This is a genomic window from Mesorhizobium sp. B2-4-2 (genome assembly GCF_006442845.1).
Classification (GTDB): domain Bacteria; phylum Pseudomonadota; class Alphaproteobacteria; order Rhizobiales; family Rhizobiaceae; genus Mesorhizobium.
Window position 1 is genome coordinate 162,816 of sequence record NZ_VFVM01000008.1, and the last position, 26,591, is coordinate 189,406.

Annotated in this window: 23 protein-coding genes; 17 read left to right on the forward strand and 6 right to left on the reverse strand. The window is 64.8% G+C overall.

Going from position 1 to position 26,591, the window contains the following annotated elements:
* Positions 1-87 precede the first annotated feature (87 nt).
* The 3 genes from FJ942_RS19120 to FJ942_RS19130 all read right to left on the reverse strand — a co-directional run bounded on the left by FJ942_RS19120 (position 88) and on the right by FJ942_RS19130 (position 3,684).
* On the reverse strand, positions 88-1,467 hold the full coding sequence (locus FJ942_RS19120; protein WP_140499277.1) for an aspartate aminotransferase family protein: 1,380 nt from the start codon (positions 1,465-1,467) through the stop codon (positions 88-90).
* Positions 1,468-1,499: 32 nt separating this feature from the next.
* Positions 1,500-2,993, reverse strand: a complete 1,494-nt coding sequence (locus FJ942_RS19125) for an NAD-dependent succinate-semialdehyde dehydrogenase (protein ID WP_140630833.1) — start codon at positions 2,991-2,993, stop codon at positions 1,500-1,502.
* Positions 2,994-3,192: 199 nt separating this feature from the next.
* Positions 3,193-3,684, reverse strand: coding sequence for an Lrp/AsnC family transcriptional regulator (locus FJ942_RS19130; RefSeq protein ID WP_140517347.1), 492 nt, complete (start codon positions 3,682-3,684; stop codon positions 3,193-3,195).
* An 84-nt stretch (positions 3,685-3,768) separates the two neighbouring features.
* Between FJ942_RS19130 and FJ942_RS19135 the strand changes: the two genes are divergently transcribed.
* The 15 genes from FJ942_RS19135 (at position 3,769) to FJ942_RS19205 (ending at position 22,215) form a co-directional block, all read left to right on the forward strand.
* Positions 3,769-5,154: a PLP-dependent aminotransferase family protein gene (locus tag FJ942_RS19135; protein ID WP_140499275.1), complete on the forward strand. Its 1,386-nt coding sequence runs from the start codon at positions 3,769-3,771 to the stop codon at positions 5,152-5,154.
* Between the two features lie 221 nt (positions 5,155-5,375).
* Positions 5,376-6,167: an ectoine/hydroxyectoine ABC transporter ATP-binding protein EhuA gene (ehuA, locus tag FJ942_RS19140; RefSeq protein WP_140499274.1), complete on the forward strand. Its 792-nt coding sequence runs from the start codon at positions 5,376-5,378 to the stop codon at positions 6,165-6,167.
* A 93-nt stretch (positions 6,168-6,260) separates the two neighbouring features.
* Positions 6,261-7,112 carry an ectoine/hydroxyectoine ABC transporter substrate-binding protein EhuB gene (gene ehuB, locus FJ942_RS19145; protein WP_140521356.1) on the forward strand — a complete coding sequence of 284 codons (852 nt, stop codon included), beginning with the start codon at positions 6,261-6,263 and terminating at the stop codon, positions 7,110-7,112.
* Positions 7,113-7,319: 207 nt separating this feature from the next.
* Positions 7,320-7,979, forward strand: a complete 660-nt coding sequence (gene ehuC, locus FJ942_RS19150; RefSeq protein WP_140499272.1) for an ectoine/hydroxyectoine ABC transporter permease subunit EhuC — start codon at positions 7,320-7,322, stop codon at positions 7,977-7,979.
* 16 nt (positions 7,980-7,995) lie between these two features.
* Complete coding sequence (gene ehuD, locus FJ942_RS19155; protein WP_140521357.1) at positions 7,996-8,655, forward strand: ectoine/hydroxyectoine ABC transporter permease subunit EhuD; 660 nt, start codon at positions 7,996-7,998, stop codon at positions 8,653-8,655.
* 5 nt (positions 8,656-8,660) lie between these two features.
* Positions 8,661-9,437, forward strand: a complete 777-nt coding sequence (eutA, locus tag FJ942_RS19160) for an ectoine utilization protein EutA (RefSeq protein WP_140825182.1) — start codon at positions 8,661-8,663, stop codon at positions 9,435-9,437.
* Between the two features lie 28 nt (positions 9,438-9,465).
* Entirely contained in the window at positions 9,466-10,452 is a 987-nt protein-coding gene (gene eutB, locus FJ942_RS19165; protein WP_140521359.1) for a hydroxyectoine utilization dehydratase EutB, read from the forward strand.
* On the forward strand, positions 10,452-11,444 hold the full coding sequence (eutC, locus tag FJ942_RS19170; protein WP_140898599.1) for an ectoine utilization protein EutC: 993 nt from the start codon (positions 10,452-10,454) through the stop codon (positions 11,442-11,444). The genes eutB and eutC overlap by 1 nt, the downstream gene beginning before the upstream one ends.
* Before the next feature lie 138 nt (positions 11,445-11,582).
* Entirely contained in the window at positions 11,583-12,761 is a 1,179-nt protein-coding gene (gene doeA / locus FJ942_RS19175; protein ID WP_140499261.1) for an ectoine hydrolase DoeA, read from the forward strand.
* Between the two features lie 5 nt (positions 12,762-12,766).
* Positions 12,767-13,768 (forward strand): N(2)-acetyl-L-2,4-diaminobutanoate deacetylase DoeB, encoded by a 1,002-nt coding sequence (doeB, locus tag FJ942_RS19180; protein WP_140898601.1) that lies wholly within the window; start codon positions 12,767-12,769, stop codon positions 13,766-13,768.
* Between the two features lie 260 nt (positions 13,769-14,028).
* Positions 14,029-17,838 (forward strand): hydantoinase B/oxoprolinase family protein, encoded by a 3,810-nt coding sequence (locus FJ942_RS19185; protein WP_140898604.1) that lies wholly within the window; start codon positions 14,029-14,031, stop codon positions 17,836-17,838.
* Positions 17,839-17,910: 72 nt separating this feature from the next.
* On the forward strand, positions 17,911-18,906 hold the full coding sequence (locus FJ942_RS19190; RefSeq protein WP_140499255.1) for a sugar kinase: 996 nt from the start codon (positions 17,911-17,913) through the stop codon (positions 18,904-18,906).
* Entirely contained in the window at positions 18,903-20,165 is a 1,263-nt protein-coding gene (locus FJ942_RS19195) for a D-tagatose-bisphosphate aldolase, class II, non-catalytic subunit (RefSeq protein WP_140898606.1), read from the forward strand. The genes FJ942_RS19190 and FJ942_RS19195 overlap by 4 nt, the downstream gene beginning before the upstream one ends.
* A 113-nt stretch (positions 20,166-20,278) precedes the next feature.
* Positions 20,279-21,775 (forward strand): aldehyde dehydrogenase family protein, encoded by a 1,497-nt coding sequence (locus FJ942_RS19200; RefSeq protein ID WP_140898609.1) that lies wholly within the window; start codon positions 20,279-20,281, stop codon positions 21,773-21,775.
* 164 nt (positions 21,776-21,939) lie between these two features.
* Positions 21,940-22,215, forward strand: a complete 276-nt coding sequence (locus FJ942_RS19205) for a hypothetical protein (protein WP_140559884.1) — start codon at positions 21,940-21,942, stop codon at positions 22,213-22,215.
* A 25-nt stretch (positions 22,216-22,240) separates the two neighbouring features.
* Here FJ942_RS19205 and FJ942_RS29040 read toward each other — a convergent pair whose 3' ends face one another.
* The 3 genes from FJ942_RS29040 to FJ942_RS19215 all read right to left on the reverse strand — a co-directional run bounded on the left by FJ942_RS29040 (position 22,241) and on the right by FJ942_RS19215 (position 24,740).
* Positions 22,241-22,996: an FAD-dependent oxidoreductase gene (locus FJ942_RS29040; RefSeq protein WP_281406747.1), complete on the reverse strand. Its 756-nt coding sequence runs from the start codon at positions 22,994-22,996 to the stop codon at positions 22,241-22,243.
* Complete coding sequence (locus tag FJ942_RS29045; protein WP_281406748.1) at positions 22,971-23,468, reverse strand: FAD-dependent oxidoreductase; 498 nt, start codon at positions 23,466-23,468, stop codon at positions 22,971-22,973. Before FJ942_RS29045 ends, FJ942_RS29040 begins: the two co-directional genes overlap by 26 nt.
* A 174-nt stretch (positions 23,469-23,642) precedes the next feature.
* Complete coding sequence (locus tag FJ942_RS19215; RefSeq protein WP_140898611.1) at positions 23,643-24,740, reverse strand: CaiB/BaiF CoA-transferase family protein; 1,098 nt, start codon at positions 24,738-24,740, stop codon at positions 23,643-23,645.
* 120 nt (positions 24,741-24,860) lie between these two features.
* Here FJ942_RS19215 and FJ942_RS19220 point away from each other — a divergent pair, with 120 nt between their 5' ends.
* On the forward strand, positions 24,861-25,883 hold the full coding sequence (locus tag FJ942_RS19220; protein WP_140898613.1) for an LLM class flavin-dependent oxidoreductase: 1,023 nt from the start codon (positions 24,861-24,863) through the stop codon (positions 25,881-25,883).
* A 52-nt stretch (positions 25,884-25,935) separates the two neighbouring features.
* Entirely contained in the window at positions 25,936-26,583 is a 648-nt protein-coding gene (locus FJ942_RS19225) for a ThuA domain-containing protein (RefSeq protein WP_140898615.1), read from the forward strand.
* The last annotated feature ends 8 nt before the right edge of the window (positions 26,584-26,591 follow it).

Below are 26,591 nucleotides of genomic sequence, written 5' to 3' on the forward strand. Positions count from 1 at the left end.
GTGGCGCTGCCCCTCACCTTTACCCTCTCTCCGTGAACGACGAGAAGGTGCCGGCAGGCGGATGAGGGGCAGCGCCGATCTCGGCAATTAGAGATTGGCGAACACGCTCTTCACGGCATCGGCGGTCTTGGCCACCACGGTGTCAGCCTCCTCGCGCGTCAGGCAAAGCGGCGGGGCGAAGCCCAAAATGTCGCCCTGCGGCATGGCGCGGCCGATGACCCCGCTTGCGGCGAGGGTCGTGGCGATCTGCGGTCCGATCTTCTGCGCCGGATCGAAGAACACACGGTCGTCCTTGTCGGCGACGAACTCGACCGCCGCCAGCATGCCGTCGCCGCGCACCTCGCCGACGTTTTTGTGGCCGCCGACGGCCTTGGTCAATTCGGCGCGGAAATAGGCGCCGGTCTCGCCGGCATTCCTCACCAGATCCATCTCATCGATCAGTTCGAGGTTGGCCACACCCGCGGCGACGCAGATCGGATGCGCCGAATAAGTCCAGCCGTGACCGAGCGAGCCGAGCTTGTCGGAGCCCTGCACCAGCACCTGCCACATCTTGTCGGCGACGATGACGCCCGACAGCGGCGCGTAGGCGGAGGTCAAGCCCTTGGCGATGGTGATCAGGTCCGGCTTGATGCCGTAATGGTCGGAGCCGAACATGGTGCCCAGCCGGCCGAAGCCCGTCACCACTTCGTCGGCGACCAGGAGCACGTCGTACTTCTTCAGCACCGCCTGGATTTTCTCCCAGTAGCCGGCGGGCGGCGGCACGATGCCGCCAGTGCCGAGGATCGGCTCGCCGATGAAGGCGGCGACGGTCTCGGGGCCTTCGGCCAGGATCATCTCTTCCAGCTTGTCGGCGCAATGCTGCGAGAACTGCTCCTCGCTCATCGAGCGGTCGGCGCGGCGGAAATAATAGGGCGCCTCTGTGTGCAGGATCGGCGCGCGCGGCAAGTCGAAGGCATTGTGGAAAAGATCGAGCCCGGTCAGCGATCCCGTCATGATGCCGGAGCCGTGATAGCCGCGCCAGCGCGAGATGATCTTCTTCTTCTCCGGGCGGCCAAGCACGTTGTTGTAGTACCAGATCAGCTTGATGTTGGTTTCGTTGGCATCCGAACCGGAGAGGCCGAAATAGACCCTCGACATGCCCTTCGGCGCACGGTCGATGATCATCTTCGACAGCGTGATCGAGGCCTCGGTGCCGTGGCCGACATAGGCGTGGTAATAGGCGAGGTTCGTGGCCTGGGCGGCGATGGCGTCAGCGATCTTCTGGCGGCCATAGCCGACATTGACGCAGTAGAGGCCGGCGAAGGCATCGATACTTTTTCTGCCGTTGCTGTCCCAGACGGTGACGCCTTCACCGCCGGCCATGATGCGCGTCGGCGATTCACCGCGCGCGTGGGTGCCCATATGCGTCGAGGGATGGAAGAAGTGATCACGATCCCAGGCGGCGAGTTCGTTGGACTGGTCGAGCATTCTTTTGACTCCTTGAGGAACGTGGACGCGGCTTAAGCGACGTCCAGGCAAAGATATTTGAGATCGGTGAAAGCTTCGAGCCCCTGACGCGAACCCTCGCGGCCAATGCCGGACTGCTTGACGCCGCCGAACGGGATCGGCGCACCGGTGATCTTGACGCGGTTGATGGCGACCATGCCGTAGTCCAGCGCCCTGCCCAGGCGCTGCTGGCGGGCGCCGTTCTCGGTCACGACATAGGCGACCAGACCATATTCAGTGGCGTTGGCGCGCGCGGTCACCTCGTCCTCGCTGTCGAACGGCGTCACGGCTGCGACCGGACCAAACGTTTCTTCGCGCATGATCAGTGCCTCGTCAGATACGTCAGCCAGCAGCGTCGGCTGGTAAAACAACGGGCCGGCCTGGTGCCTTATGCCGCCAACGAGGCAGCGGGCGCCATGGGCGAGCGCGTCGGTGACCTGCTCCTCGACCTTCTTGACGGCGCGCTCATGCATCAGCGGGCCGATGTCGCTTTCGTCGGCAAGGCCATTGCCGGTCCGCAGCGCCTCGATGCGCTTGGCGAAGGCGGCGCAGAAACGATCGTAGATCGGCCGCTGGACATAGATGCGGTTGGCCGCGAGGCAGTCCTGGCCGGACGTGGCGAATTTGGCGTCGACGGCGATGCGCACGGCCTTGTCGAGATCGGCGTCGGCAAAGACGATCAGCGGCGCGTGGCCGCCAAGCTCCATAACCAGCCGCTTCATCGTCGGCGCGCTCTGGGCCGCGATCAGCCTGCCGATCTCGGTCGAACCGGTGAAGCTCATGGCGCGCACGCGCGGGTCCTCGCACATTCGCCCGACTATGATCGACGCCTTGCCAGTGACGACGTTGAAGACGCCGGCGGGCAGGCCGGCGCGCTCGCCGAGTTCGGCCAGCGCCAGCGCCGAGAGCGGCGTTTCCGAAGAGGGGTGCGCGACGATGGTGCAACCGGCGGCAAGGGCCGCAGCCGCCTTGCGGGTCAGCATGGCGGACGGGAAGTTCCACGGCGTCACGACGCCGACGACGCCGAGCGGCTCGCGCCGCACCGTCATTTCCGCCTTCGCCAGATGGCTAGTTACGCTTTCGGCGTTGAGGCGCTTTGCTTCCTCGGCATACCATTCGACGAAAGAGGCGGCATAATCGATCTCACCGAGCGATTCCTTCAAGGGCTTGCCCTGTTCCAGCGTCATCAGCAGAGCGAGATCGTCTTTCGCGGCTATGATGAGGTCGAACCATTTGCGCAGGATTTTCGAGCGCTCCTGCGGCAACAGCGCCCGCCAGGCAGGGAAAGCGCGCGCCGCCGCGTCGATCGCACTTGCCGTCTGGCGGCCATCGAGCGCGGCGACAAAGGCCACCGTGGCGCCGGTCGCCGGGTCGGTGACCTCGAAGCTCTCCGCCGCCTCGCTTGCCGTCCAGTGCCCGTCGACATAGGCAAGCTCGCGCAGCAGCCGGCGGTCGGCGAGGCGGTCGAGCGCCTCATGGCGGTGCGAACGGGCAAAGTGCGCGGACATCATCGATTGCTCCCGATTGGGGTGATGCCGCAAGACTAGGGGCGTCGGCGCGAAGGATGAGGCTGTTTAGGTGCAGCTATATAGAGAGATTCTCTCTATTCGGCTGGGGAGCAGGACGATCTGTCTAGCCGCAGGGGTGGGGCGGGTGCTTTCGCGCATTCTCCGAGCGTACGGTGCCAGATGAACGCTGGTTTCGATCTCAGGACTGCACCGGCAACAGATCGGCAAGCGGTAGCACGGTCTCGTCCTTCACCGTCTTGATGACGATGTAGGTGAAGTAACGATCGATGCCGATTTCGCGTTCGAGCAAGGCATCGACCAGCCGCTGATAGGTATCGATATCGCGCGCCATCACCTTCAGAACGTAGTCGACGCCGCCGCCCACCGACCAGCAGGCTACAATCTCAGGTATGTCGCGGATGACACGCTCGAAGCGGTCGAAATCGGCCTGGCGATGGCTGGCCAGCGTCACCTCCATCAGCACGGTGGCGACGGGTGCGACGACGCGCATGGCAATCGAGGCATGATAGCCGGAGACGATGCCGGCCTTTTCCAGCTTGCGCAGCCGCATCCAGCACGGCGTCGGTGACAGGCCGACCTTGTCGGCCAGCGCCAGCTTGGTGATGCGCCCGTCACGCTGGATCGCGTCGAGGATTCTGAGGTCGATCGGGTCGAGTTTCGCGGCGGCCATCTGTATCCACTTTTTGGTCCCGCCGTACCATGACGGCGCATTATTTCGATTGTCAATTGCACTGATTTCGATCTCTAATAAGTCATGACATTATGGCAACCTGATCCCGCGCTCATCCGGCGGCCCGCCTACCAGTCGCTGGCCGACCAGTTCGCTCGCGCCATTCATGACGGGCGGCTCGCCAACGGCGCGCGGCTGCCGACGCATCGCCGGCTGGCCGACGAGTTGAAACTATCGGTGCAGACGGTCAGTCGCGCCTATGAGGAACTGATTCGCCGCGGCCTGATCTCGGGCGAGATCGGCCGCGGCAGCTTCGTCCAGACGCAGCGGCGCGAGCCTGAGCCGCCCTATCTGCCGGAGCGGCTGGGCGAAGTGATCGATCTCTCGATCCTGAAGCCGGTCTGCGAGCCGATGCATCTGGAGCGGCTGAAGCAGGCGCTGGGCTGGCTGGCCGACAACCTGCCGTCGAGTTCGGCGCTGTCGTTCCGGCCCAACATGGTGTTTCCCCGTCACCGCGCCGTGGCGGTCGAGTGGCTGAAGCTGTGCGGTCTCGATGCCTCGCCGCAGAATATCAGCCTGACCAATGGCGCTACCGCCGGCATGACGGTGGCGCTGATGAGCGTGGCGCCGCCCGGCTCGACCGTCGCCACCGAGGCGATCGGCCACCATACGCTGGTGCCGCTCGCCCGCTATCTCGGCTTCAACCTCGAAGGCCTGCCGATAGACGGCAATGGCCTTATCCCGGAAGCGCTGGACGAGGCCTGCCGGATCTCCGACATCCGCGCCGTGTTCGTGCAGCCTTCGGTGATCAACCCGACGGCGACGCTGATGGATGCGGCGCGGCGCGAGCAGATTGCGGCGGTTGCGCGCAGGCACGACATAGCCATCATCGAGAACGACGTGCTGGGGCCGCTGGTCGAGGACCGGCCGCCGCCGGTCGCCGCCTTCGCGCCTGAACGCACGCTCTACGTCACGTCCTTCACCAAGATCGTGGTGCCGGGCCTGCGCATCGGCTATCTCGCCGCACCCGACCGCTATGTCGCCGCGGTCGCCAACCGGCATCTGGTTTCCAACTGGATGGCGACGCCGCTGGTGGCGGAAATCGCCACCAAATGGGTGACCGACGGCACCGCGATGGAACTGGTGCGCTGGCAACGCACAGCATTGCGGCGACGCCAGGACATCGTCGCCGAGGTGCTGGCCGGCGTCGACTATCGCACCCGGCGCGACGGACTGCATGTCTGGTTGCAGTTGCCGGCCGACCGTGCCGAGGAGAGCTTCGTCGCCCAGGCGCGCCTGCAAGGCGTGGCGATCGCGCCCGGCGCTTCCTTCCGCATCTCGCAAGCGCCCTGGCAACCGGCGGTGCGCATCTCGCTGGGTTCGACCACCGAGGGGGAACTGCGCGCCGGCCTCGGCGTTGTCACCAAGTTGCTGCTTGGCGACCCTGAGCATCTGCTGCTCGCAATCTAGCGAGATGTGCCGCTATCCAGACGATGCCGATCGCCAAAGGCGTCCCCGGTGCTGTCATTTTCGGTTCGACTTGATTTCGATCTCGGCACATTGCTAGGCACTGAATGCCCAAGAATTGTGCGGGATCAGAATAATTGTCATGATATTATTTTCCCAATTGACATGATTTGGCGGGTTCCGCATCGTTAAGGGCATAGGCTTCTCCAGCACGGGAAATTCGTTTGTCCGCATCCGCGCCTATCATCAAGGTCGATGGCATTTCGAAAAGCTTCGGCACCTTCAAGGTGCTGGATGGCCTGTCCATGCAGGTCATGCCCGGCGAGAAGCTGGCGCTGATCGGCCCGTCCGGCTCGGGCAAGACGACGATCCTGCGCATCCTGATGACGCTGGAGCGCATCGATGGCGGCCACATCCAGATCGACGGCGAGCATCTCTATCACATGGAGCGAAACGGCCAGCTGCTGGCTGCCGACGAGCGGCATCTGGCCAGGATGCGCCAGAAGATCGGCATGGTCTTCCAGCTGTTCAATCTGTTCCCGCACAAATGCGTCATCGACAATGTCACGCTGGCGCCGATGCTGACCAAGGGCACGCCGCGCGCTGCCGCCGAGAAGCGGGCGATGGAATTGCTCGACATGGTCGGCATGGCCGACAAGGCCAAGGCCATGCCGGCACAGCTTTCGGGCGGCCAGAAGCAGCGCGTTGCGATTGCCCGCGCGCTGGCACTGTCGCCCCGGATCATGCTGTTCGACGAGGTCACCTCGGCGCTCGATCCCGAACTGGTCGAGGAGGTGCTCAACGTGATGCGCAAGCTCGCGGCCGAAACCGACATGACGATGCTGCTCGTCACCCATGAAATGGGCTTTGCCCACGACTTCGCCGACCGGGTGCTGTTCTTCGACCGCGGCCGCATCGTCGAGGAGGGCAAACCCGATGAGATTTTCCGCCATCCCAAACAGGAGCGCACGCAAGGTTTCCTGAAGAAGATCATCGCGGCCGGACATCGCGTCTGACCGCCATGCCAGAGGCGGCGACACCGTCCGCAAGGGCGGCATTGCCGTCCTGAAATGACTGCAACCAAGAACACAAACATGGAGTTGGGAACAATGAAAAAACTTGGCATTCTGGCCGGCGTCGCCGGTCTTGCGCTGACCGCGGTGCTCGCGGCCTCGAACGTCGGATCGGCCGACGACAGCAAGCTCGAGCAGCTGAAGGCGCAAGGCTTCGCCCGCCTCGCCATCGCCAACGAGCCGCCCTACACGGCGGTCGCCGCCGACGGCAAGGTTTCGGGCGCCGCGCCCGACGTGGCACGGGAAATCTTCAAGCGGCTGGGCGTCGCCGATGTTGCCGCGTCGATCTCGGAATATGGTGCCATGATCCCCGGCCTGCAGGCCGGCCGTTTCGATGTCGTCACCGCCGGCCTGTTCATGAAGCCGGAGCGTTGTGCGGCGGTTGCCTATTCCGAGCCGGTGCTGTGCGACGCCGAGGCGATGCTGGTGAAGAAAGGCAATCCGAAGGGCTTCAAGAGCTACGAGGATGTCGCCAAGGACACCTCCGCCACCATCGGCGCGCCCGGCGGCGGCACCGAGGAGAAGCTCGCGCTCAACGCCGGCGTGCCGCGTGACCGCGTCATCGTCGTGCCCGACGGCCAGAGCGGGCTGAAGATGGTGCAGGACGGCCGCATCGACGCCTATTCGCTCCCCGTCCTGTCGATCAACGATCTGATGAAGAAGGCCAATGACCCGAGCCTCGAAGTCATAGCACCCGTGCAGGGCGCGCCCGTCTATTGCGACGGCGCCGCGTTCAAGAAGGGTGACGAGGCGCTGCGCGACGCCTTCGACGTCGAGCTCGCCAAGATGAAGAAGTCGGGCGAGTTCGCCAAGATCATCGAGCCCTACGGCTTCTCGGCGGCGGCGGCGATGTCGACGACGCGCGACAAGCTCTGCGCGGCGAAATAAGCCCTTTCCCTTCTCTCCGTGGACGGGGAGAAGGTGGCCCGAAGGGCCGGATGAGGGGCAGCGCGCGTTTCTGCGAGCTTGGAGCCGCCTCTCATCGCCTGCCCGTCCTTCGCGGCAGCTGCGCTGCAGCTAAGGAGGGTGAACCTGCATCTTCTCCCCGTGAGAGGGGAGAAGTTGCTAAAACCAAACGTTGGAAGCCTCTGATACATGACCCAGTGGTCCGGCTATCTCGGCCTGATATTGCAGGGAGCGCTTGTCACCATCGAGCTGACGCTGATGGGGTCGGTGCTGGCCCTCGTGATGGCCTTCCTGGCCGGCATGGGGCGGCTGTCGCGCTTCTTCGCGTTGCGGGCGCTCGCCACCGCCTATATCGAATTCTTCCGCGGCACATCGATTTTCGTACAGCTGTTCTGGGCCTATTTCGTGTTGCCCCTGGCGGGCGTCGAGCTCACTCCGCTGCAAGCCGGCGTGCTGGCGCTGGGCCTCAATGTCGGCGCCTATGCGGCGGAAGTGGTACGCGGTGCCATCCAGTCGGTCGGCGCCGAGCAATACGAGGCCTGCACGGCTCTCAATCTCGGCCGCTGGCAAGGCATGCGCCATGTCATCCTGCCGCAGGCGCTTCTTGTGATGCTGCCGACCTTCGGCAACAACGCCATCGAACTGCTCAAGGCGACATCCGTCGTCTCCCTGATTTCGCTCGCCGATCTCACCTTCCAGGCGCAGGTGGTGCGCTCGCAGACCGGCAGCACGCTGATGCCGTTCACCACCATCCTGGTGATCTATTTCGCGCTCGCGCTCGTCATCTCCTGGGGCGTGCGGTCGCTGGAGCGGCGCATGGCGCGCGGCCTCGACGGAGTGCGCGTCTGATGGATTGGGCCCTGTAATGGATTGGGACTGGGATTTCGTCCGGCAGATCCTGCCGACGCTGATCGAGGGGGTGAAGATCACCATCCTGGCGACGGTGCTCGGCTCGGTGCTGGCGGCAATCGTCGGGCTGGGCATCGCACTGGCCCGCCGCTCGCCGAACAAGATGATGTCGCGCACGGTCGGCTGGGCGGCCGAATTCATCCGCGGCACGCCGCTGCTGGTGCAGCTCTACTTCATTTTCTACGTGCTGCCCGATTTCGGCATCCTGCTGCCGCCGCTGGTGGCCGGCGTCATCGGTCTTGGGCTGCACTACGGCACCTATACGGCGGAGGTCTATCGCGCCGGCATCGAGAACGTGCCGCGCGGCCAGTGGGAGGCGGCCAAAGCCTGCAATCTCAGCGCTCGCCAGACCTGGACCCACATCGTCATACCGCAGGCAATCCCGCCGATGATCCCGGCGCTGGCCAATTATTTCATCGCCATGTTCAAGGAGACGCCGCTGCTGTCGGCGATCACCGTGCTGGAGCTGATGAACCAGGCCAAGAGCGTCGCCAACACCTATTACCGCTATGTCGAGCCGATGACGCTGGTCGGCGCCTTCTTCCTGATCATCAGCCTTTTCTCGGTTATGCTGCTGCGCTGGCTGGAACATCGCTACGGCAAGATCGAAAGGTAGTTCCCATGAAGCCGCTTCCCGAAATCAGGCTGATGCCGACAAGGCCCGCACTCGAGGTGCGCCCGTTGGAAAAGCGCGTCGGCCTGATCATCCTGGCCACCGACCACACCAGCGAGCCGGACTTCCGTCGCATGGTGGCGAGTGAGAGGATCGGCATCTATGTCGCCCGCATCCCCTATGAGAATCCGACCACACCTCAGAATCTGCGCAAGATGCAGCCCGAACTGACGGCTGGCGCGGCGCTGATCCTGCCGGACGAACCGCTCGATGCCATCTGCTACTCCTGCACGTCGGCCTCCGTGGTGATCGGCGATGCCGAGATCGAGGCGGCGATCCAGGCGGCCAAGCCTGGCGTGCCCGTGGTCACGCCGCCGATGGCGGGCGTGCGCGGACTGAGGGCTCTGGGCGCGAAGAGGATCAGTATTCTCACCCCCTACACCGTCGAGACGAGCCGGCCGATGGCGGCCTATTTCGCCGAACGCGGCTTCGAGATCGCCAGCTTCACCTGTCTCGGCTTCGAGGATGACCGCGAGATGGCGCGCATTGCGCCGGCAGCCCTCGTCGATCTGGCGCGCGAGGCGACTGACCCGCAGGCCGAGGCGTTGTTCGTGTCCTGCACGGCGCTGCGCTCGGCGCTGGCGGTTGCCGCGATGGAACAGGCTATCGGCCGCCCGGTCGTCACCAGCAACCAGGCGAGCGCGTGGAATTGCCTGCGACTGTGTGGCGATGATGTGCCGCGTCCGGAGTTCGGGCGGCTGACGACCTTGCCGCTTGGACAGTAAGGTCATGTCCTGCATGCACGAGCGACCCATGACGCACGCCGTCGCCCTTTCAGACATCCGCGCCGCGCGCCAACGCATCACCAGCAAGGTCGAGCCGACACCGGTCGTGCCATCCGAGAGCCTGTCGGAGCGGCTCGGCCTTCCCGTTCACCTCAAGCTGGAGCACCGCCAGATCACGGGCAGCTTTAAGCTGCGTGGCGCCTCGAACGCCATTGCTTCGCTCAATGCCGAGCAGCGGGCACGCGGTGTTGTCGCGGCTTCGACCGGCAATCACGGCCGCGCACTCGCCCATGCCGCCAGGCTCGAAGGCATGCGCGCGGTTGTCTGCATGTCGCGGCTGGTGCCTCGGAACAAGCTCGATGCCATCCGCTGCCTCGGCGCGGAAATCCGCATTGTCGGCGACAGCCAGGACGACGCGCAGCAGGAGGTCGAGCGGCTGGTGGCGCAAGAGGGTCTCGTGATGCTGCCACCCTTCGACCATCCCGACATCATCGCCGGGCAGGGCACGCTCGGGCTGGAGATCATGGAGCAGGTTCCTGACGCCGCTCTGGTGCTGGTGCAGCTCTCCGGCGGCGGGTTGGCCTCCGGGATTGCCGCAGCGGTCAAGGGCGTCAGGCCGAGCACAAAGGTCGTCGGCATCTCGATGGCGCGCGGCGCGGCGATGAAAGCCAGCCTCGATGCGGGGCGCCCGGTGCAGGTGGAGGAGCTGCCGACGCTGGCGGATTCGCTCGGCGGCGGCATTGGCCTCGACAACCGGCTGACCTTTTCCATGTGCCGAGACCTGCTCGACGACGTCGTGCTGCTTTCCGAAGACGAGATCGCCGCCGGCATCCGCCATGCCTATGAACAGGAGCGCGAGATCGTCGAGGGCGCCGGCGCGGTCGGTATCGCTGCGCTGCTTGCCGGCAAGGTGAAGCCAAACGGACCGGTGGTCGTTCTGCTTTCCGGTCGTAATATCGATATGAGCCTGCACAGAAAGATCGTTTGCGGCGAAGTAGTTGCGGAGCGCGCCTGATGAACCGGATGACCATCCTTACCGAGAAAGAACTACGCGAGATCGTAGCTCTCGATCTCGACGCCGTCGCTTGCGTCGAAAACGCCTTCCGGGCGCTCGCTACCCTGCCGGTGGCGATGCCGCCGATCCTGCGGCTCGACATCCCCGAGCATCGCGGCGAGGTCGACGTGAAGACCGCCTATGTGCCTGGCATCGATGGCTTCGCCATCAAGATCAGCCCCGGCTTCTTCGACAATCCCAAGCTCGGCCTGCCCAGCGTCAACGGCATGATGGTGCTGCTGTCGGCAAAAACCGGTCTGGTCGAGGCGTTGCTGCTCGACAATGGCTATCTCACCGACGTCCGCACCGCAGCCGCCGGGGCGGTCGCCGCAAAACACCTGTCGCGGCCGGACTCATCCATTGCCGCCATCTTCGGCGCCGGCGTGCAGGCCGGATTGCAGCTTGAGGCGCTGCGCCTGGTGCGGCCGATCGAAGAAGCCCGCATCTGGGCGCGCGACGCGGCCAAGGCGCAAGCCGCGGCCGGCGCCTTGAGCGAAAAACTGGGCATCGTGGTGCGCGCAGAACCGGATGCGGCCAAGGCGGTCGCCGGCGCCGACATCATCGTCACCACCACGCCCTCGACAGAACCATTGATCAAGGCCGGCTTCGTCTCGGCCGGCCAGCACATCACCGCCATGGGCTCGGACGCCGAGCACAAGAACGAGATCGCACCGGCAATCCTGCGCATGGCCGATCTCTATGTCGCCGACAGCGCAAGGCAGACGCGCCGGCTCGGTGAATTGCACCATGCCATCTCCGCCGGCGTGATGGCGGCGGAAACGGAGGTGGCCGAACTCGGTCAGATCATCGCCGGCGAACGGCATGGCCGGCGTGCGGCGGACGACATCACCATCGCCGACCTGACCGGCACCGGCGTGCAGGACACCGCGATCGCCACGCTAGCCCGTGACCGGGCCCGGGTCGCGAAAGCCGGAACCATTTTTGAAAGTTGATGCTGGCCGCAAGAGCATGATCCGGAAAAGTGGGAACCGGTTTTCCGAGGAGATCATGCTCAAACAAAAAATTACCTGGAGCCAGATTCAACGGAAGTTGAAGCGGGTTCCAGGGCCCAACAAACGAGGACCAACAAAATGCAACCGAATTTGAAATTCTCGCGAAGCGAGTATGCGGATCGCCTCGCCAAAACGCGGAAAGCCATGGCGGCGAAAGGCGTCGATCTGCTTATTGTCAGCGACCCCTCCAACATGGCCTGGCTCACCGGCTATGACGGCTGGTCCTTCTACGTGCATCAGGCCGTCATCGTGCCGCCGTCGGGCGAGCCGGTCTGGTATGGCCGCGGTCAGGACGCCAACGGCGCCAAGCGCACCGCCTATCTCGCGCATGACAACATCGTCGGCTATGCCGATCACTATGTGCAGTCGACCGAGCGCCATCCGATGGATTTCCTGTCGAGCGTGCTTGCCGATCGCGGCTGGGGCAAGCTGACCGTCGGCGTCGAGATGGACAATTACTGGTTCTCGGCCGCCGCCTTCGCCTCTTTGCAGAAGCACCTGCCCAATGCCCGTTTCGTCGACGCCACCGCGCTGGTCAACTGGCAGCGCGCTGTGAAGAGCCCGACCGAGATCGACTATATGCGCAAGGCCGCCCGCATCGTCGAGGCGATGCACCAGCGTATCGTCGACAAGATAGAGGTCGGTATGCGCAAATGCGATCTCGTCGCCGAGATCTATGATGCCGGCACGCGTGGCGTCGATGGCATCGGCGGCGACTATCCAGCGATCGTGCCGCTGCTGCCGTCGGGCGCCGACGCCTCGGCGCCGCACCTGACCTGGGATGACAAGCCGATGAAGTCGGGCGAGGGCACGTTCTTCGAAATCGCCGGGTGCTACAACAGGTATCATTGCCCGCTGTCGCGAACAGTGTTCCTCGGCAAGCCGACACAGGAATTCCTCGATGCGGAGAAGGCGACGCTCGAAGGCATGGACGCGGGGCTCGCGGCAGCCAAGCCCGGCAACACGTGCGAAGACATCGCGAACGCCTTCTTCGCGGTGTTGAAGAAATATGGCATCGTCAAGGACAACCGTACCGGTTACCCGATCGGCCTTTCCTATCCGCCGGACTGGGGCGAACGCACGATGAGCCTGCGCCCCGGGGACCGCACCGAGCTGAAGCCCGGCATGACCTTCCATTTCATGACCGGCCTGTGGCTGGAGACGATGGGGCTGGAAATCACCGAATCCATCCTGATCACCGAGACGGGCGTCGAGTGCCTGGCCAATGTGCCGCGCAAGCTGGTGGTGAAGAATTGAAACCGATGTCCGACCTTCGTCCGTCGCCGGTCTCGCCCTCAGTCAATTTCGATCGCGACGGCGCACAGCACGGTTTCCTGCGCCTGCCCTACAGCCGCGACGATTCGGCGTGGGGCTCGGTGATGATCCCGATCTGCGTCCTGCGCAACGGCAAGGGGCCGACGGCCCTTCTGACCGGCGGCAATCATGGCGACGAATATGAAGGGCCGCTGGCGCTCTATGATCTGGCGCGCACGCTCGATCCCGCCCAAGTCAGCGGCACGGTCATCATCGTGCCGGCGATGAACTATCCGGCCTTCCGCGCCGGCACGCGCACCTCGCCGATCGACAAGGGCAACATGAACCGCAGCTTTCCAGGCCGGCCAGACGGTACGGTGACGGAAAAGATCGCCGATTATTTCCAGCGGGAGCTGCTTCCCCGCGCGGATATCGTGTTCGACTTCCATTCCGGCGGCAAGACGCTGGACTTCGTGCCGTTCTGCGCCGCCCATGCGCTGCCGGACAAGGCCCTGGAACAAAGGGCCTTCGCGGCGGTCGAAGCCTTCGCGGCGCCGTTCTCGATGCGCATGATCGAAATCGATGCCGTCGGCATGTACGATACCGCCGCCGAGGACATGGGCAAGGTGTTCGTCACGACCGAGCTCGGCGGTGGAGGCACGTCGAGAGCCGAGACGGTGCGGATCGCCCGGCGCGGCATGCTCAACGTGCTGAGGCATGCCGGCATCGTTGCCGGTGAGGTCGAAAAGACGCCAACCCAATGGCTCGACATGCCGTCCGGCGATTGCTTTGCCTTCGCGGAGGAAGACGGCATGGTCGAGACGATGGTCGATCTCGGCGAGCCCGTCGAGAAGGGCGCGGTGCTGGCACGCATCCATTCCACCGGCCGAACCGGCATCGCCCCTCAAGAGATCCGGGCAAAAATGTCGGGCATGTTGGCGGCGCGGCACTTCCCCGGCCTGGTCAAGGCCGGCGACTGCGTCTCGGTGGTTGCCGCATTGGTCGATTGACGGAAGGGCCCCCCGCCTTCAGGCAAGTTCGGGCCTATCCCGCATTTTTCCATCCTGGATCCAGATAGCGGCCGGCGAGCCAGCCGGCCGCGCTCACGGCTCCGGCCGGCGCGCTGCGGAGGCGCGTGCCTTGCCAGGGCCTCAGACATCCAAAGCCACCGTCATCGAAGAGGCGCCGGCGCGACGACTTGTTCCGGCGCGAACTCGGGTATCAAAGAGTATGACTTTGCTGCCATACTCGCGATAAAGAGGGTGTCGGAATGCAACAAAAATGGGATTTCTGGATCGACCGCGGCGGCACGTTCACCGATGTCATCGGCCGTGATCCCGAGGGCGGCCTGCATCCGCGCAAGCTTCTGTCCGAAAATCCCGAGGCCTATGCCGACGCAGCCATCCAGGGCATTCGCGACCTTCTCGGCCTGCGCCCCGGCGAGCCTATCCCCGCCGGGCTGATAGGCGACGTAAAGATGGGCACCACGGTCGCCACCAATGCGCTGCTGGAGCGCAAAGGCGACCGCGTGCTTTTGCTCATCACCAAGGGATTTCGCGATTCGTTGAGGATCGCCTATCAGGCGCGGCCCGACATCTTCGCCAAGGAGATCATCCTCCCCGAACAGCTCTACGAGCGCGTCATCGAGGTCAACGAGCGCGTGCTTGCCGACGGCTGCGTCGAACGGCTGCTCGACATCGCTGCCTGTCGCCCGGCAATCGAACAGGCAAAGGCGGACGGCATCGACGCGGTCGCCATTGTCTTCATGCACGCCTGGAAATATCCCGATCACGAAAAGGCCGTCGCAAAGGTCTGCCGCAAGCTCGGTTTCGGCCAGGTTTCGGTCAGCCACGAGGTGTCGCCGCTGATCAAGCTGGTCGGCCGCGGGGACACCACCGTGGTCGACGCCTATCTGTCTCCGATCCTGTCGAGATATGTGCAAAGGGTAGGCCAGGAACTCGGCGTTCTCTCCCCCCTCGAGGGGGAGATGACAGCGAAGCCGGCAGAGGGGATCGCCGCAGAAGGCACCACCAAGACGTCGAACCCCGTCGATCCGACCCGACCCGGCGGCTTCGCCGCCACCCTCCCCTCGAGGGGAAGGGAAAATCCCCGCCTGATGTTCATGATGTCTTCTGGCGGGCTGACCGCCGCGGACCTGTTCCAGGGCAAGGATGCGCTGCTGTCTGGCCCGGCCGGCGGGGTCGTCGGCATGGTCGAGACGGCCAGGCTCGCCGGCTTCGAAAAGGTGATCGGTTTCGACATGGGCGGCACCTCCACCGATGTCGCCCATTATGACGGCGAATATGAGCGCGCCTTCGATACCGAGGTCGCAGGCGTGCGCGTGCGCGCGCCGATGATGCGCATCCACACCGTGGCGGCCGGCGGCGGCTCGGTCCTGCACTACGAAGCAGGCCGCTTTCGCACCGGCCCGGACTCCGCCGGCGCCAATCCAGGCCCCGCCGCCTACAGGCGCGGCGGCCCGCTCGCCGTCACCGACGCCAACGTCATGCTCGGCAAGCTGCAGCCGGATTTTTTCCCTGCCATCTTCGGCCCCGGCCAGAACGAGCCGCTCGATGTGGACACCGTTCGCCAGAAATTCACCGCGCTCGCCGCCGAAATCGGCGACGGCCGCTCGGCCGAAGCGGTCGCCGAAGGTTTCGTCACCATCGCGGTCGAAAACATGGCGAACGCCATCAAAAAGATCTCGGTGCAGCGCGGCTACGATGTCACCGAATATCTCCTGAACTGTTTTGGCGGCGCAGGCGGCCAGCACGCCTGCCTGGTCGCCGACGCACTCGGCATGGAGGCGGTGCTGATCCATCCGTTTTCCGGCTTGCTGTCGGCCTACGGCATCGGCCTGTCTTCGGTCTTTGCCTCACGCCAGCAGGCCTTGCTTGCACCGCTCGCGGAAGAATCGAGGCCGGCAATCGAAGGCCTGATCGCGGCCTTGCAAACCGCCGTTGTCGCGGAACTCGCCGCACAAGGCATCGCCGAGGACGCGGTGACCGCCAGACCGGCGTTGCAGATCCGCTATGACGGCACCGACACCGCACTTCCGGTGCATTTCGACCATGGCTCGATGTTGCGGGCGAGGGCCGATTTCGAGGCTGCCCACAAGGCGCAATTCGGTTTCGTCTATGAGGACAAGCCGATGATCGTCGAAGCTGTGAGCGTCGAGGGGATGGAGGCGGGCGGCGAGCTGAATGCCGAAGCCTATGCGCCGGCGGGGCAGCCATCAAAAGCCAGGGCCGAGGAGGTCCGGCGGATCTATACGGAAGGAAAATGGCACGAAGCCGACGTCTGTCGGCGCGAGGCGTTGCGGTCGTCCGATCGGGTCGCCGGCCCCGCACTGATCATCGAGCCCAACCAGACGGTCGTCGTGGAGCCGGGCTGGCAGGCCGAGATCACGGCCAGGAACCACGTGCTGATGCGGCGCACCAGCAAGAAACGCCGGCAGGCGGCACTTGGCACCGAGGCCGATCCGGTGATGCTGGAAGTGTTCAACAATTTGTTCATGTCGATCGCCGAGCAGATGGGCGTGACGCTGCAGAACACCGCCTATTCCGTCAACATCAAGGAAAGGCTGGATTTCTCCTGCGCCGTTTTCGACCGGAACGGCGCGCTGGTCGCCAACGCGCCGCATATGCCGGTGCATCTGGGCTCGATGGACCGCTCGGTCGAGACCATCATCCGGCTGAATTCCGGCGACATTCATCCCGGCGACGTCTTTGCCCTCAATGCCCCCTATAATGGCGGCACGCATCTGCCCGATATCACGGTGGTAACGCCGGTTTTCGAGGAAGAGCGGCCGATTTCCCCCACAAGAGGGGAGATTGGCCAATCGCCCAAGATCCTCTTCTGGGTGGCCTCGCGCGGCCACCACGCAGACATCGGCGGTACCGCGCCGGGCTCGATGACCCCACTTGCCACCACGGTCGACGAGGAAGGCGTGCTGTTCGACAATTTCCGTATCGTCGATCGCGGAAAGTTCCGCGAGAATGAGCTGCAGACGCTGCTCACCGATCACCGCTATCCGGCCCGCAATCCGCACCAGAATATCGCCGATCTCAAGGCGCAACTCGCTGCCAACGAAAAGGGCGTGGCGGAGCTGCGCAAGATGGTGGCGCATTTCGGGCTCGATGTCGTCGAGGCCTATATGGGCCATGTGCAGGACAATGCGGCCGAAAGCGTGCGGCGCGTGATCGAGCGGTTGCCAGATACATCGGCCTATGAATATCCCACCGACACCGGCCAGGTGATCAAGGTGAAGATATCGGTCGACCGGCAAAAGCGTGAGGCGACGGTCGACTTCACCGGCACGTCGCCGATGATGAAGAACAATTTCAACGCGCCAGAGCCTGTCGCCCGGGCCGCGGTGCTCTATGCCTTCCGCGTCATGGTCGAGGACATGATCCCGATGAATGCCGGTTGCCTGAGGCCCATCAACATCATCATCCCGGACGGCTCGATGCTGAAACCCGCTTATCCCGCCGCCGTCGTCGCGGGCAATGTCGAGACCTCGCAGCACGTCACCAACGCCCTGTTCGGCGCCATGGGCGCCATGGCCAATGCGCAAGGCACCATGAACAATTTGACCTTCGGCAACAGCAAGTACCAGTATTACGAAACGATCTGTTCCGGTTCGCCCGCCGGCGAGATGAATTCCGGCCGCGGCTTTGCCGGCACGTCGGGCGTTCACACCCATATGACCAATTCGCGCCTTACCGACCCCGAAATACTGGAGCTGCGCTTTCCGGTGATGCTGGAGGATTTCCACATCCGCGAGGGCTCCGGCGGCAAGGGCAGGTGGAATGCCGGCGACGGCACGAAGCGCACCATCCGCTTCCTGGAGAAGATGGAATGCGCCATCCTGTCCTCGCATCGCAACCGGCCGCCGCAAGGGCTGGACGGCGGTGGCGATGGCGAGGCCGGCTCGACCAAGGTGCGCCGCAAGGACGGCACGGTCGAGGTGCTGAAAGCCTGCGACCAGACGGTGCTTCAGGCCGGCGACGCCGTCATCGTGACGACGCCGACGCCCGGGGCGTTTGGAAGGCCGGAGCCAGGGCCGTCCAACGTTTGATAGAATCGCGGAACCGCTCTATCCGTTTTTTGGAATCCGCATTTCCCTTGCCTTTCACACCGGGCCTTCGCCATGCCAAGCAAATCCCCATTGAAGACACTGGCGCCCGATGGACTCGGGCCGACCGTCACCGTCGGCGAGATCCTGGTGGAGATCATGGCCACAAGCCGTGGCAATGGCTTTCTCGAGCCCATCGAGCTGACCGGACCTTATCCGAGCGGGGCGCCGGCGATCTTCATCGACCAATGCGCCAGGCTTGGCGGGCGGGCCGGCATCATCGCCTGCGTCGGCGACGATGATTTCGGCAGGATCAATGTCGAGCGCCTGCGCCGGGACGGTGCGGATGTCACGGCCATCGCCGTCAGCCCCGACTATCCGACGGGCAGCGCCTTCGTGCGCTACCGCGAGGACGGTTCGCGCGACTTCGTCTACAATATCGGCAAATCGGCCGCGGCGCTGGTCGGCTTGACCCCTGAGGCCAGGGCGCTGCTGGCGCGTTCAGGCCACCTGCACGTCATGGGCACCGCACTCAGCATTCCCGCCATTTGGCAGGTGCTCGACCATGCCATCGATGTGGTCAAGGCGCGTGGCGGAAGCATCTCGCTCGATCCCAATCTTCGCAAGGAACTGCTCGGCCATGGCCAGACGCGCGAGCGCTTCGCGCGGCTTCTCGACATTGCGGATCTGATCCTGCCGTCGGGTGAGGAACTCCACACCGCTTCGGGCAACGACAATGAAGCCGACGCGCTCGCCTCGCTGTTTGCCCGCGGCGCCGGCGAGGTCGTCGTCAAGCGCGGCGCGTTGGGCGCGTCCCTGTTCGGCGCCGACGGCAGCCGCGTCGAGTCGCCCGGCTTCCTGGTCGAGGAGATCGATCCGACCGGCGCGGGCGACTGTTTTGGCGGTGCCTACATCGCCTGCCGCAGGCTCGGCATGCCTGCCGTGACCGCGCTCGATTACGCGAATGCGGCAGGCGCGCGCAACGTCACGCGGCAAGGCCCGATGGAAGGAGCCGGTACGCGCGCCGAACTCGATCTGTTCATTGCCAACACGCCGAGGCGACGCCCGTGACCGATCCATTGCTGAAACTTGCAAATTCCCGGCGGCGGGGCGCGGCGGAAGGCATCACCTCCGTCTGCTCGTCCCATCCGGTCGTGATCCGGGCCGCAGTGCGCGACGCCGCGCTGTTCTCGCGGCCGCTGCTGATCGAGGCGACCTGCAACCAGGTCAACCAGTTCGGCGGCTATACCGGCATGCAGCCCGCTGACTTCGTCGCGGCGGTGACCGCTATTGCAGGCTCCGAAGGCCTTGCCCCCGAGCGGGTCATCTTCGGCGGGGATCATCTCGGTCCCAATCCATGGCGAAAGGAAGATGCCGGCGCGGCGATGGCGAAGGCCGAGGACATGGTGTCCGCCTATGTCCGGGCCGGTTTCCGCAAGATCCATCTCGATGCCTCCATGGGATGTGCGGGCGAGCCGGCGGCGCTGGATGACGCTACGATTGCCAGGCGCGCCGCCCGCCTGGCGCGCAAGGCCGAGGACGCCGCCAGCGGGACCGACCGGCCACTCTACGTGATCGGCACCGAGGTTCCGCCGCCGGGCGGAGCGGATCATCTCATCGGCGAAATCAGCCCCACAAGCCTGTCCGCGGTCCAGCACACACTGGCGGTGCATCGGCAGATATTCCACGAGAACGGCCTCGCAGACGCCTTCTCGCGGGTCATCGCCGTGGTGGTGCAGCCGGGCGTGGAGTTCGGCAACGAGAACGTGGTCTTCTACGATCGCGCCAAGGCGCTGCATCTGCGCGAATTGCTCGAACAGGAAGCGGGCCTGGTCTACGAGGCCCATTCCACCGACTATCAGACGCAAGCGGCCCTGCGCGAACTGGTCGAGGACGGCTTTGCCATCCTCAAGGTGGGGCCGCAGCTGACCTTCGTCCTGCGCGAAGCGCTCTACGGGCTGGACCTGATCGCCTCCGATCTGTTGCCCGACTACGGCGCGCGCCCGCTTTATCAGACCATGGAAACGCTGATGACGGCCGATGCCAAGGACTGGCACAGCCACTACCACGGCTCTGCGGCGCAACAGCGCGTGCAGCGGCACTATTCGCTGTCGGACCGCATACGTTACTACTGGAACCATCAGGAGGCGATGGAAGCTGTCCAGCGATTGACGGCCGCTTTGTCCGGCAAGGCCGTGCCGGTGACGCTGTTCCATCAGCATCTGCCCGCGCTCGACCGCTTTGCCGGGCAGCCGCTCGATCCGGAGGCGGTGTTGGTGGCCGCGGTTCAGCAGGCGCTGGAGGGCTACCGCTTCGCCTCCAGCGGTTGAGCGGCCGATAGCCAGGGGACGCAGTTCGGTCATTTCGACGACTTGTCGGCTTCCTTGCTTGAGGTGAGCCTGCACCGGAGTAATAGTCGCGACGGAATGGCGAGGAGGAGAAGATGACGCTGAACTTCGACCCGAGGGCGAAGGCCGCGACGCTCTACCATGGCGAATTCCGGCCGATGTTCATCGGCGGCAAGTGGGTCGCGGCGCAGTCCGGACAGGAGATGCAGGCGCTGAACCCGGCGACAGGGCAGGTGCTGGCGACGGTACCTCGCGGAGGCGTCGCCGACATCGACGCGGCGGTGGCGGCTGCGCGCACCGCTTTCGAAGGCCCGTGGTCGGGATTTTCTCCTTACGAGCGGCAGTGCGTGCTGCTCAGGATTGCCGATCTCTTCGAGAAGAACTGGGAGGAGCTCTGCGTCTCCGACACGCTCGACATGGGCCTGCCGATCACGCGCACGCTCGCCAACCGGCGCCGCGTCATCGGCATGCTGCGCTTCTATGCCGGGATGGCGACCGTGCTGCATGGCGAATCAATCGACAATTCGATCCCGGGCGAGATCGTCACCTTCACAAGGCGCGAACCGGTGGGCGTGGTCGGCGCCATCATTCCCTGGAACGCGCCGACCGCCGCCTCGATCTGGAAGATCGCGCCGGCCCTCGCCACCGGCTGCACCATCGTGCTGAAGCCCTCGGAAGATGCGTCGCTGACGCCGCTCTTGATCGCGCGGCTGATGCAGGAAGCGGGCGTTCCCGACGGGGTCGTCAACATCGTCACCGGAACCGGGGCCGAAGCCGGCGCGCGGCTGGCCGAACATCCCGACGTCAACAAGATCGTCTTCACCGGCTCGACGCTCACCGGCCAGGCGATCGCCCGGGCGGGTGTTGCCAATCTAAGGCGCGTTTCACTGGAACTCGGCGGCAAGTCGCCGCTCATCGTGTGCCGCGACGCCGATATCGACAAGGCCGTTCCGATCGCGGCGATGGCTGTCTTCGTGCATTCGGGCCAGGTCTGCATCGCCGGTTCGCGGCTGTTCGTGGCGCGCGAAATCCATGACGAGTTCGTGCGCCGGCTCGCTGACTTCGCCGGTAGGCTGCGCATCGGCCACGGCATCGAAGCCGAAACCGAAATGGGGCCGCTCATCAATGCGAGGCAGGCCGGCAAGGTTGAGGGTTACATCAAGGCGGGCAGCGAGGAGGGCGCGGAACTGGTCGCCGGCGGATCGCGCCTGACCGGCGGTCTCTATGACGGCGGCAATTTCATCGCCCCAACCGTCTTCGGCGCGGTGTCCGACACGATGACCATAGCGCGCGAAGAGATCTTCGGGCCGGTTATCTCGGCAATGCCCTTCGATACGCTTGACGAAGCCGTCGCCCGCGCCAATACGACGCCCTATGGGCTGGCCGCCGGCATCTTCACCACCCATCTCGGCACGGCGCACAAGCTCGCTCGCCGGGTCAAGGCGGGTTCCGTCTGGGTCAACATGTACCACGCCATCGACCCCGCCGTGCCGTTCGGCGGCATGAAAATGTCGGGCTACGGCCGCGAGGGCGGCATCGAACATCTGCACGAGTATCTGGAGACCAAGTCGGTATGGATCCAGACCGACTAAGGCCTTTGTCGGTTGTCAGGCGAGCCGGCCTGCGCCGCCGGTTCCCAGGCTGCCGCTCATGCACGCCGGCTGCAAATCAACCGGCGCCCGTTCTCAGGAACTTTTCTTTATCCGGCGATTTTTGGATATAAGATGAAATCCGGTTGGCCAGGAAGGTATTGTCGATGACGACGAAACGCTTCGCGATCTGCGCTCTCGCCCTTGTGATGGGCTGCGGCATCGCCTCTTCGGCGTCCGCCGGGGCCAGGCACCGCCACCACCAGGGCGAACCCGAACGCTATGTTCCCGCTGACGGCGATATTATCGACATACTGTTCGGCGGCCCGCGCTACTATGACCGGCAGCTTGTCACGACGGCCGCCGGCGCCTGTTCCTACCACCGGGTGGGGCCGGATGCGAATGCGCTGAACAAGATCAACGATCACCATTGCGGAAAATAGCGGGCCGACCGCTCCGCAAGCAGGCTCATGACGCTTCCCATCCGGGAAAGCGGTCCGGCCGCAGCCATGTCTGGGCTGGGCTGCCATTGCCGGAAAACACGGCGTCAACCAGCCAGCGCGCGGTGGCGGGGGCGGCATGCATGCCGATGGAACCCATGCCGCCATGCACGAACAGGCCCTCGACGGCCGTCCTGCCAGCGACCGGCAAGCCATCGGACAGCATCGGGCGGTTGCCGGGATAGACGTTCCTGACCTGCGGCGCGCCGAGGCCCGGCAGCATGCGCAGCGTGCGGCTGGCGATGCGGCTCGCCATGTCGGTGTTGCGGACGAGATCGCGGAAGGCCGGCTGGACGGAGGCGCCAAGCCTGGCATCGCCGCCGCCCATCGGGTTGAGGCAGATGGCTTCCACCGCCGGCTGGTCGTCGCGCTGCGCGGCGACATCGGCAAGGCCGTCGAGCCTCATGCGCCGGCCGAGCTCTTCCTGATCCGGCCAGGTCAATTCCTCGACGATCCAGGGCAGCTCGAAGTCGAGTTTTCCCAACTGGATCAACCAGCCGCGGCCGGCGGTGAAGGGCAGGCCGGGCAGCGGTCCGTCGCCGACGGTGCGGCGCAGAAGGTCCGACATCCACAATCCGTTGGCGATGAAGACGAGATCGGCGGGAACGATGCCCTGGTCGGTCAAGATACCCTGGACCTTGCCGCCCCTGGAGAAGATCTGGGCGACGCGCAGGCCAGTACGGATCGTCGCGCCGGCCTCACGGGCGGCGTTGGGCGAAGGCATGTGTCGCGCCCATGGGTTCCAGCGTCCATGCACGGCCGACGGAATAGGCGCCTGCCACGTTGAAGCCGACACGCGGGTGGTCGCGCGCCAGTTCCTTGCCCGTGATCTTTTCCATCGCCACGCCGGCTTGCCTGTAGCGGTCGGCCACGGCGGCAGCCGCCTCGAAACTCGCCTCGTCTTCGGAAATCAGCAGATGTGCGATGGCGGCGAATTCGAAGGGAACGGGTCCGTCGGCAAGCTCGGCATAGATCGCGACGCTGGCGTCCAGCAGTTCGACGACCTCTTTCTGCGGGCCGCTGAGCAAGGTGCCGGTGTTTCGTCCTGAGGACTCGGCGGCGATCATGCTCTGCTCGAGGATCGTCGTCTTGAGACCGTGGCGGGCCAGTTCATAGGCGAGCGTGCAGCCGGCGATGCCGCCGCCGATGACCACGGCGTCCATTGGTGTCTGGACGCGAGTCGAGTTGAAGGACATGGAGCGCAGCCTCCTAATGAAAGACATCTCGTATACGCGTATACGAGATGTCTTTCAAGTATCCCGCCCGCGGCTGCCGAGCGAGTGCCGCCACGATATCGTCTTCGGTCCGAGTCGGGCGCAGGCCAGTCGGCGATTTCCTCAGCCAAAGGCGGGTAGCCGAAAGCTGCCTATTCAACGACTTGCGGTTGGATCCGCAAGTTCGGCACGAATCTCCGCACCATGTTCGTCGCGTGCCGGGCTTTTCGCCGGTGCCTTTGCCGTCCGTTTGGAAAAACGGGGGGCGGAGGCAGCTTGGAGGGTGCCATTCTCGACCAACCAGGAGCCGCGTCCGGCCATGTGCGGATGCAGCGCCGCCTCATGCGGGCTGAGCACAGGCCCGACGCAGGCATCCGTTCCCTCGAACAATTTCATCCACTCGTCTCGGGATTTTTCGGCAAAGATCGCTTCCAGCCGGCTGCCGAGCTCGGGCCAGAGGCCGCGGTCGAACTGAGCGGCGAACTGCGGATCGCCGCCCAGGCCAAGCCTGTCGAGGAACAGCGCATAGAATTTCGGCTCGACGCACTGGACGCTGATGAAGCCGCCATCTGCCGTGCGGTACACGCGGCACCAATGCGGTCCGTCCAGAAGACTCCGGCCACGCTCGGCGGCAAGCCCGCCGGATTGTGCGAGGGACATCAAAAGATTCATCATGTGGGCCGAGCCGTCGACGATCGCCGCGTCGACGACCGTGCCTTCGCCACCGGCGCGGGCGTTCATGATGGCGGCCAGCATGCCGATCACCAGATAGAGCGCGCCGCCGCCTATGTCGCCGACCAGCGTCGGCGGCGCCATTGGCGGCTCGCCCGGCAGGGAGGCATACCAGAGTGCGCCCGACACGCCGGTATAGTTCATGTCGTGGCCGGCGGTGCGGGCGAGCGGGCCTTCCTGCCCCCAGCCGGTCATGCGGCCATAGGCCAGGCGAGGGTTGGCGGCCAGACACACATCTGGACCAAGCCCGAGACGCTCCATCACGCCCGGCCGGAAGCCCTCGATCAGGCCGTCGGCGGTGGCGATCAGGCGCATCAGCACGGCAACGTCCCCGGCATCCCTGAGGTCGAGCGCGATAGAGCGCTTGCCGCGATCGAGCAGCGAGCGCTCGGGAAGGCCCGGCACGGATGCATGCTTGCGGTGGACGACGATCACGTCGGCGCCGAGATCGGCGAGCAGCATGCCGGCAAAGGGCGCCGGCCCCAACGCCTCGATCTCGACGATGCGGATTCCCCTGAGCATCCCACCCTCCACGGCATTCAAACTTTCGGTAAGGCGCACTTGGTGTCACGCAGGGGCGACGGTGTGTAACCCTGCTCTTTTGGCATTGAAGCACGTGTCGCCGGTATATACGTCAGGGCCATGAAAAAAATCGGTTTCCTGTCATTCGGGCACTGGACGCCCTCGTCGCAATCGCAGGTGCGCTCGGCGTCGGACGCGCTGTTGCAATCCATTGATCTCGCCGTCGCGGCCGAGCAACTCGGCGCTGACGGCGCGTATTTCCGCGTCCACCATTTTGCCCGACAGCTCGCCTCGCCATTTCCGCTGCTGGCGGCGGTCGGCGCCAAGACCAGCCGCATCGAGATCGGCACGGCGGTCATCGACATGCGCTACGAGAATCCGCTCTACATGGCGGAGGACGCGGGTGCCGCCGACATCATCGCAGGCGGGCGCCTGCAGCTCGGCATCAGCCGGGGCTCGCCCGAACAGGTGATCGATGGCTGGCGCTATTTCGGCTACGCGCCGCAGGAAGGCAAAAGCGACGCCGACATGGCGCGGCATCACGCCGAGGTCTTCCTCGACACGCTGCGCGGCGAGGGCTTCGCCCAGCCCAATCCGCGGCCGATGTTTCCCAACCCGCCCGGCTTGCTGCGCCTGGAGCCGCATTCTGAAGGCCTGCGCGAGCGCATCTGGTGGGGTGCCGCCACCAACGCCACTTCTGAGTGGGCGGCGAAGCTGGGCATGAATTTGCAGAGCTCGACCCTCAAATTCGACGAAAGCGGCAAGCCCTTCCATATCCAGCAGGCCGAGCAGATCCGGATCTATCGCGAGGCCTGGAAGGCGGCCGGCCATGAACGCGAACCGCGCGTCTCGGTCAGCCGCAGCATTTTCGCGCTGGTCGACGACCGGGACCGCGCCTATTTCGGGCGCGGCAATGAGGGCCGCGACCAGATCGGCTTCATCGAGGAAAACACGCGGGCGATCTTCGGGCGCAGCTATGCCGCCGAGCCGGACGTGCTGATCAAGGAGTTGGCCGAGGACGAGGCGATCGTCGAGGCCGACACGCTGCTGCTCACCGTGCCCAACCAACTCGGCGTCGACTACAACGCCCATGTCATCGAGGCGATCCTGACCCATGTCGCGCCGGCGCTGGGTTGGCGCTGACAGCCTAGCCGTGTAACCATCGCTGCTGCGGACAGTTCAGGAGGTTCACTGCATGGCGAAAAAGGCCTTGATTGCCTGGGGTGGATGGGAAGGCCATACGCCCCAGCGCAGCGCCGCTGTGGTGCGCGACATGCTGGAGCGCAATGGATACACGGTCACGCTCGGTGAGGGCACGGGGATGTTTGCCGATCCGGAGCTGAACTCATTCGATCTCATCGTGCCCGTCATCACCATGTCGAAGATCGAAAAGTCCGAGCTGCAGAATCTGACGCGCGCGGTTCGACAGGGAACGGGACTCGGCGGTTTCCACGGCACGATGGGCGACAGTTTCCGCAACGAGCCGGACTATCAGTTCATGACCGGCGGCCAATGGGTCGCGCATCCCGGCGACATCATCGACTATCGCGTGGTCATCATCAAACCGGACGATCCGATCACGAGAGGCATCAGCGACTTCGCCTACCGGTCGGAGCAGTACTACATGCATGTCGACCCGAGCAACGAGGTGCTGGCGACGACCACCTTCACCGACGAGCATTTCCCGGGCATCGGCGGCGTCGACATGCCGGTTGTCTGGAAGCGAAGATATGGCGCAGGCAAGGTCTTCTACAGTTCGCTCGGACACACGGCGGATGAGTTCGCGATGCCGGAAATGGCTGTCATCGTCGAGCGTGGTTTGCTCTGGGCCGCGCGGGGGTAGCTGCCCAC

Bases quoted from the DNA above. Each gene is read 5' to 3' on its own strand.
- FJ942_RS19120 (WP_140499277.1), bottom strand. From the start codon at position 1,467: ATGCTCGACCAGTCCAACGAACTCGCCGCCTGGGATCGTGATCACTTC.
- FJ942_RS19125 (WP_140630833.1), bottom strand. From the start codon at position 2,993: ATGTCCGCGCACTTTGCCCGTTCGCACCGCCATGAGGCGCTCGACCGC.
- FJ942_RS19130 (WP_140517347.1), bottom strand. From the start codon at position 3,684: ATGGCCGCCGCGAAACTCGACCCGATCGACCTCAGAATCCTCGACGCG.
- FJ942_RS19135 (WP_140499275.1), top strand. From the start codon at position 3,769: ATGACATTATGGCAACCTGATCCCGCGCTCATCCGGCGGCCCGCCTAC.
- ehuB (WP_140521356.1), top strand. From the start codon at position 6,261: ATGAAAAAACTTGGCATTCTGGCCGGCGTCGCCGGTCTTGCGCTGACC.
- ehuC (WP_140499272.1), top strand. From the start codon at position 7,320: ATGACCCAGTGGTCCGGCTATCTCGGCCTGATATTGCAGGGAGCGCTT.
- ehuD (WP_140521357.1), top strand. From the start codon at position 7,996: ATGGATTGGGACTGGGATTTCGTCCGGCAGATCCTGCCGACGCTGATC.
- eutA (WP_140825182.1), top strand. From the start codon at position 8,661: ATGAAGCCGCTTCCCGAAATCAGGCTGATGCCGACAAGGCCCGCACTC.
- eutB (WP_140521359.1), top strand. From the start codon at position 9,466: ATGACGCACGCCGTCGCCCTTTCAGACATCCGCGCCGCGCGCCAACGC.
- eutC (WP_140898599.1), top strand. From the start codon at position 10,452: ATGAACCGGATGACCATCCTTACCGAGAAAGAACTACGCGAGATCGTA.
- doeA (WP_140499261.1), top strand. From the start codon at position 11,583: ATGCAACCGAATTTGAAATTCTCGCGAAGCGAGTATGCGGATCGCCTC.
- doeB (WP_140898601.1), top strand. From the start codon at position 12,767: ATGTCCGACCTTCGTCCGTCGCCGGTCTCGCCCTCAGTCAATTTCGAT.
- FJ942_RS19185 (WP_140898604.1), top strand. From the start codon at position 14,029: ATGCAACAAAAATGGGATTTCTGGATCGACCGCGGCGGCACGTTCACC.
- FJ942_RS19190 (WP_140499255.1), top strand. From the start codon at position 17,911: ATGCCAAGCAAATCCCCATTGAAGACACTGGCGCCCGATGGACTCGGG.
- FJ942_RS19200 (WP_140898609.1), top strand. From the start codon at position 20,279: ATGACGCTGAACTTCGACCCGAGGGCGAAGGCCGCGACGCTCTACCAT.
- FJ942_RS19205 (WP_140559884.1), top strand. From the start codon at position 21,940: ATGACGACGAAACGCTTCGCGATCTGCGCTCTCGCCCTTGTGATGGGC.
- FJ942_RS29040 (WP_281406747.1), bottom strand. From the start codon at position 22,996: ATGCCTTCGCCCAACGCCGCCCGTGAGGCCGGCGCGACGATCCGTACT.
- FJ942_RS29045 (WP_281406748.1), bottom strand. From the start codon at position 23,468: ATGTCCTTCAACTCGACTCGCGTCCAGACACCAATGGACGCCGTGGTC.
- FJ942_RS19215 (WP_140898611.1), bottom strand. From the start codon at position 24,740: ATGCTCAGGGGAATCCGCATCGTCGAGATCGAGGCGTTGGGGCCGGCG.
- FJ942_RS19220 (WP_140898613.1), top strand. From the start codon at position 24,861: ATGAAAAAAATCGGTTTCCTGTCATTCGGGCACTGGACGCCCTCGTCG.
- FJ942_RS19225 (WP_140898615.1), top strand. From the start codon at position 25,936: ATGGCGAAAAAGGCCTTGATTGCCTGGGGTGGATGGGAAGGCCATACG.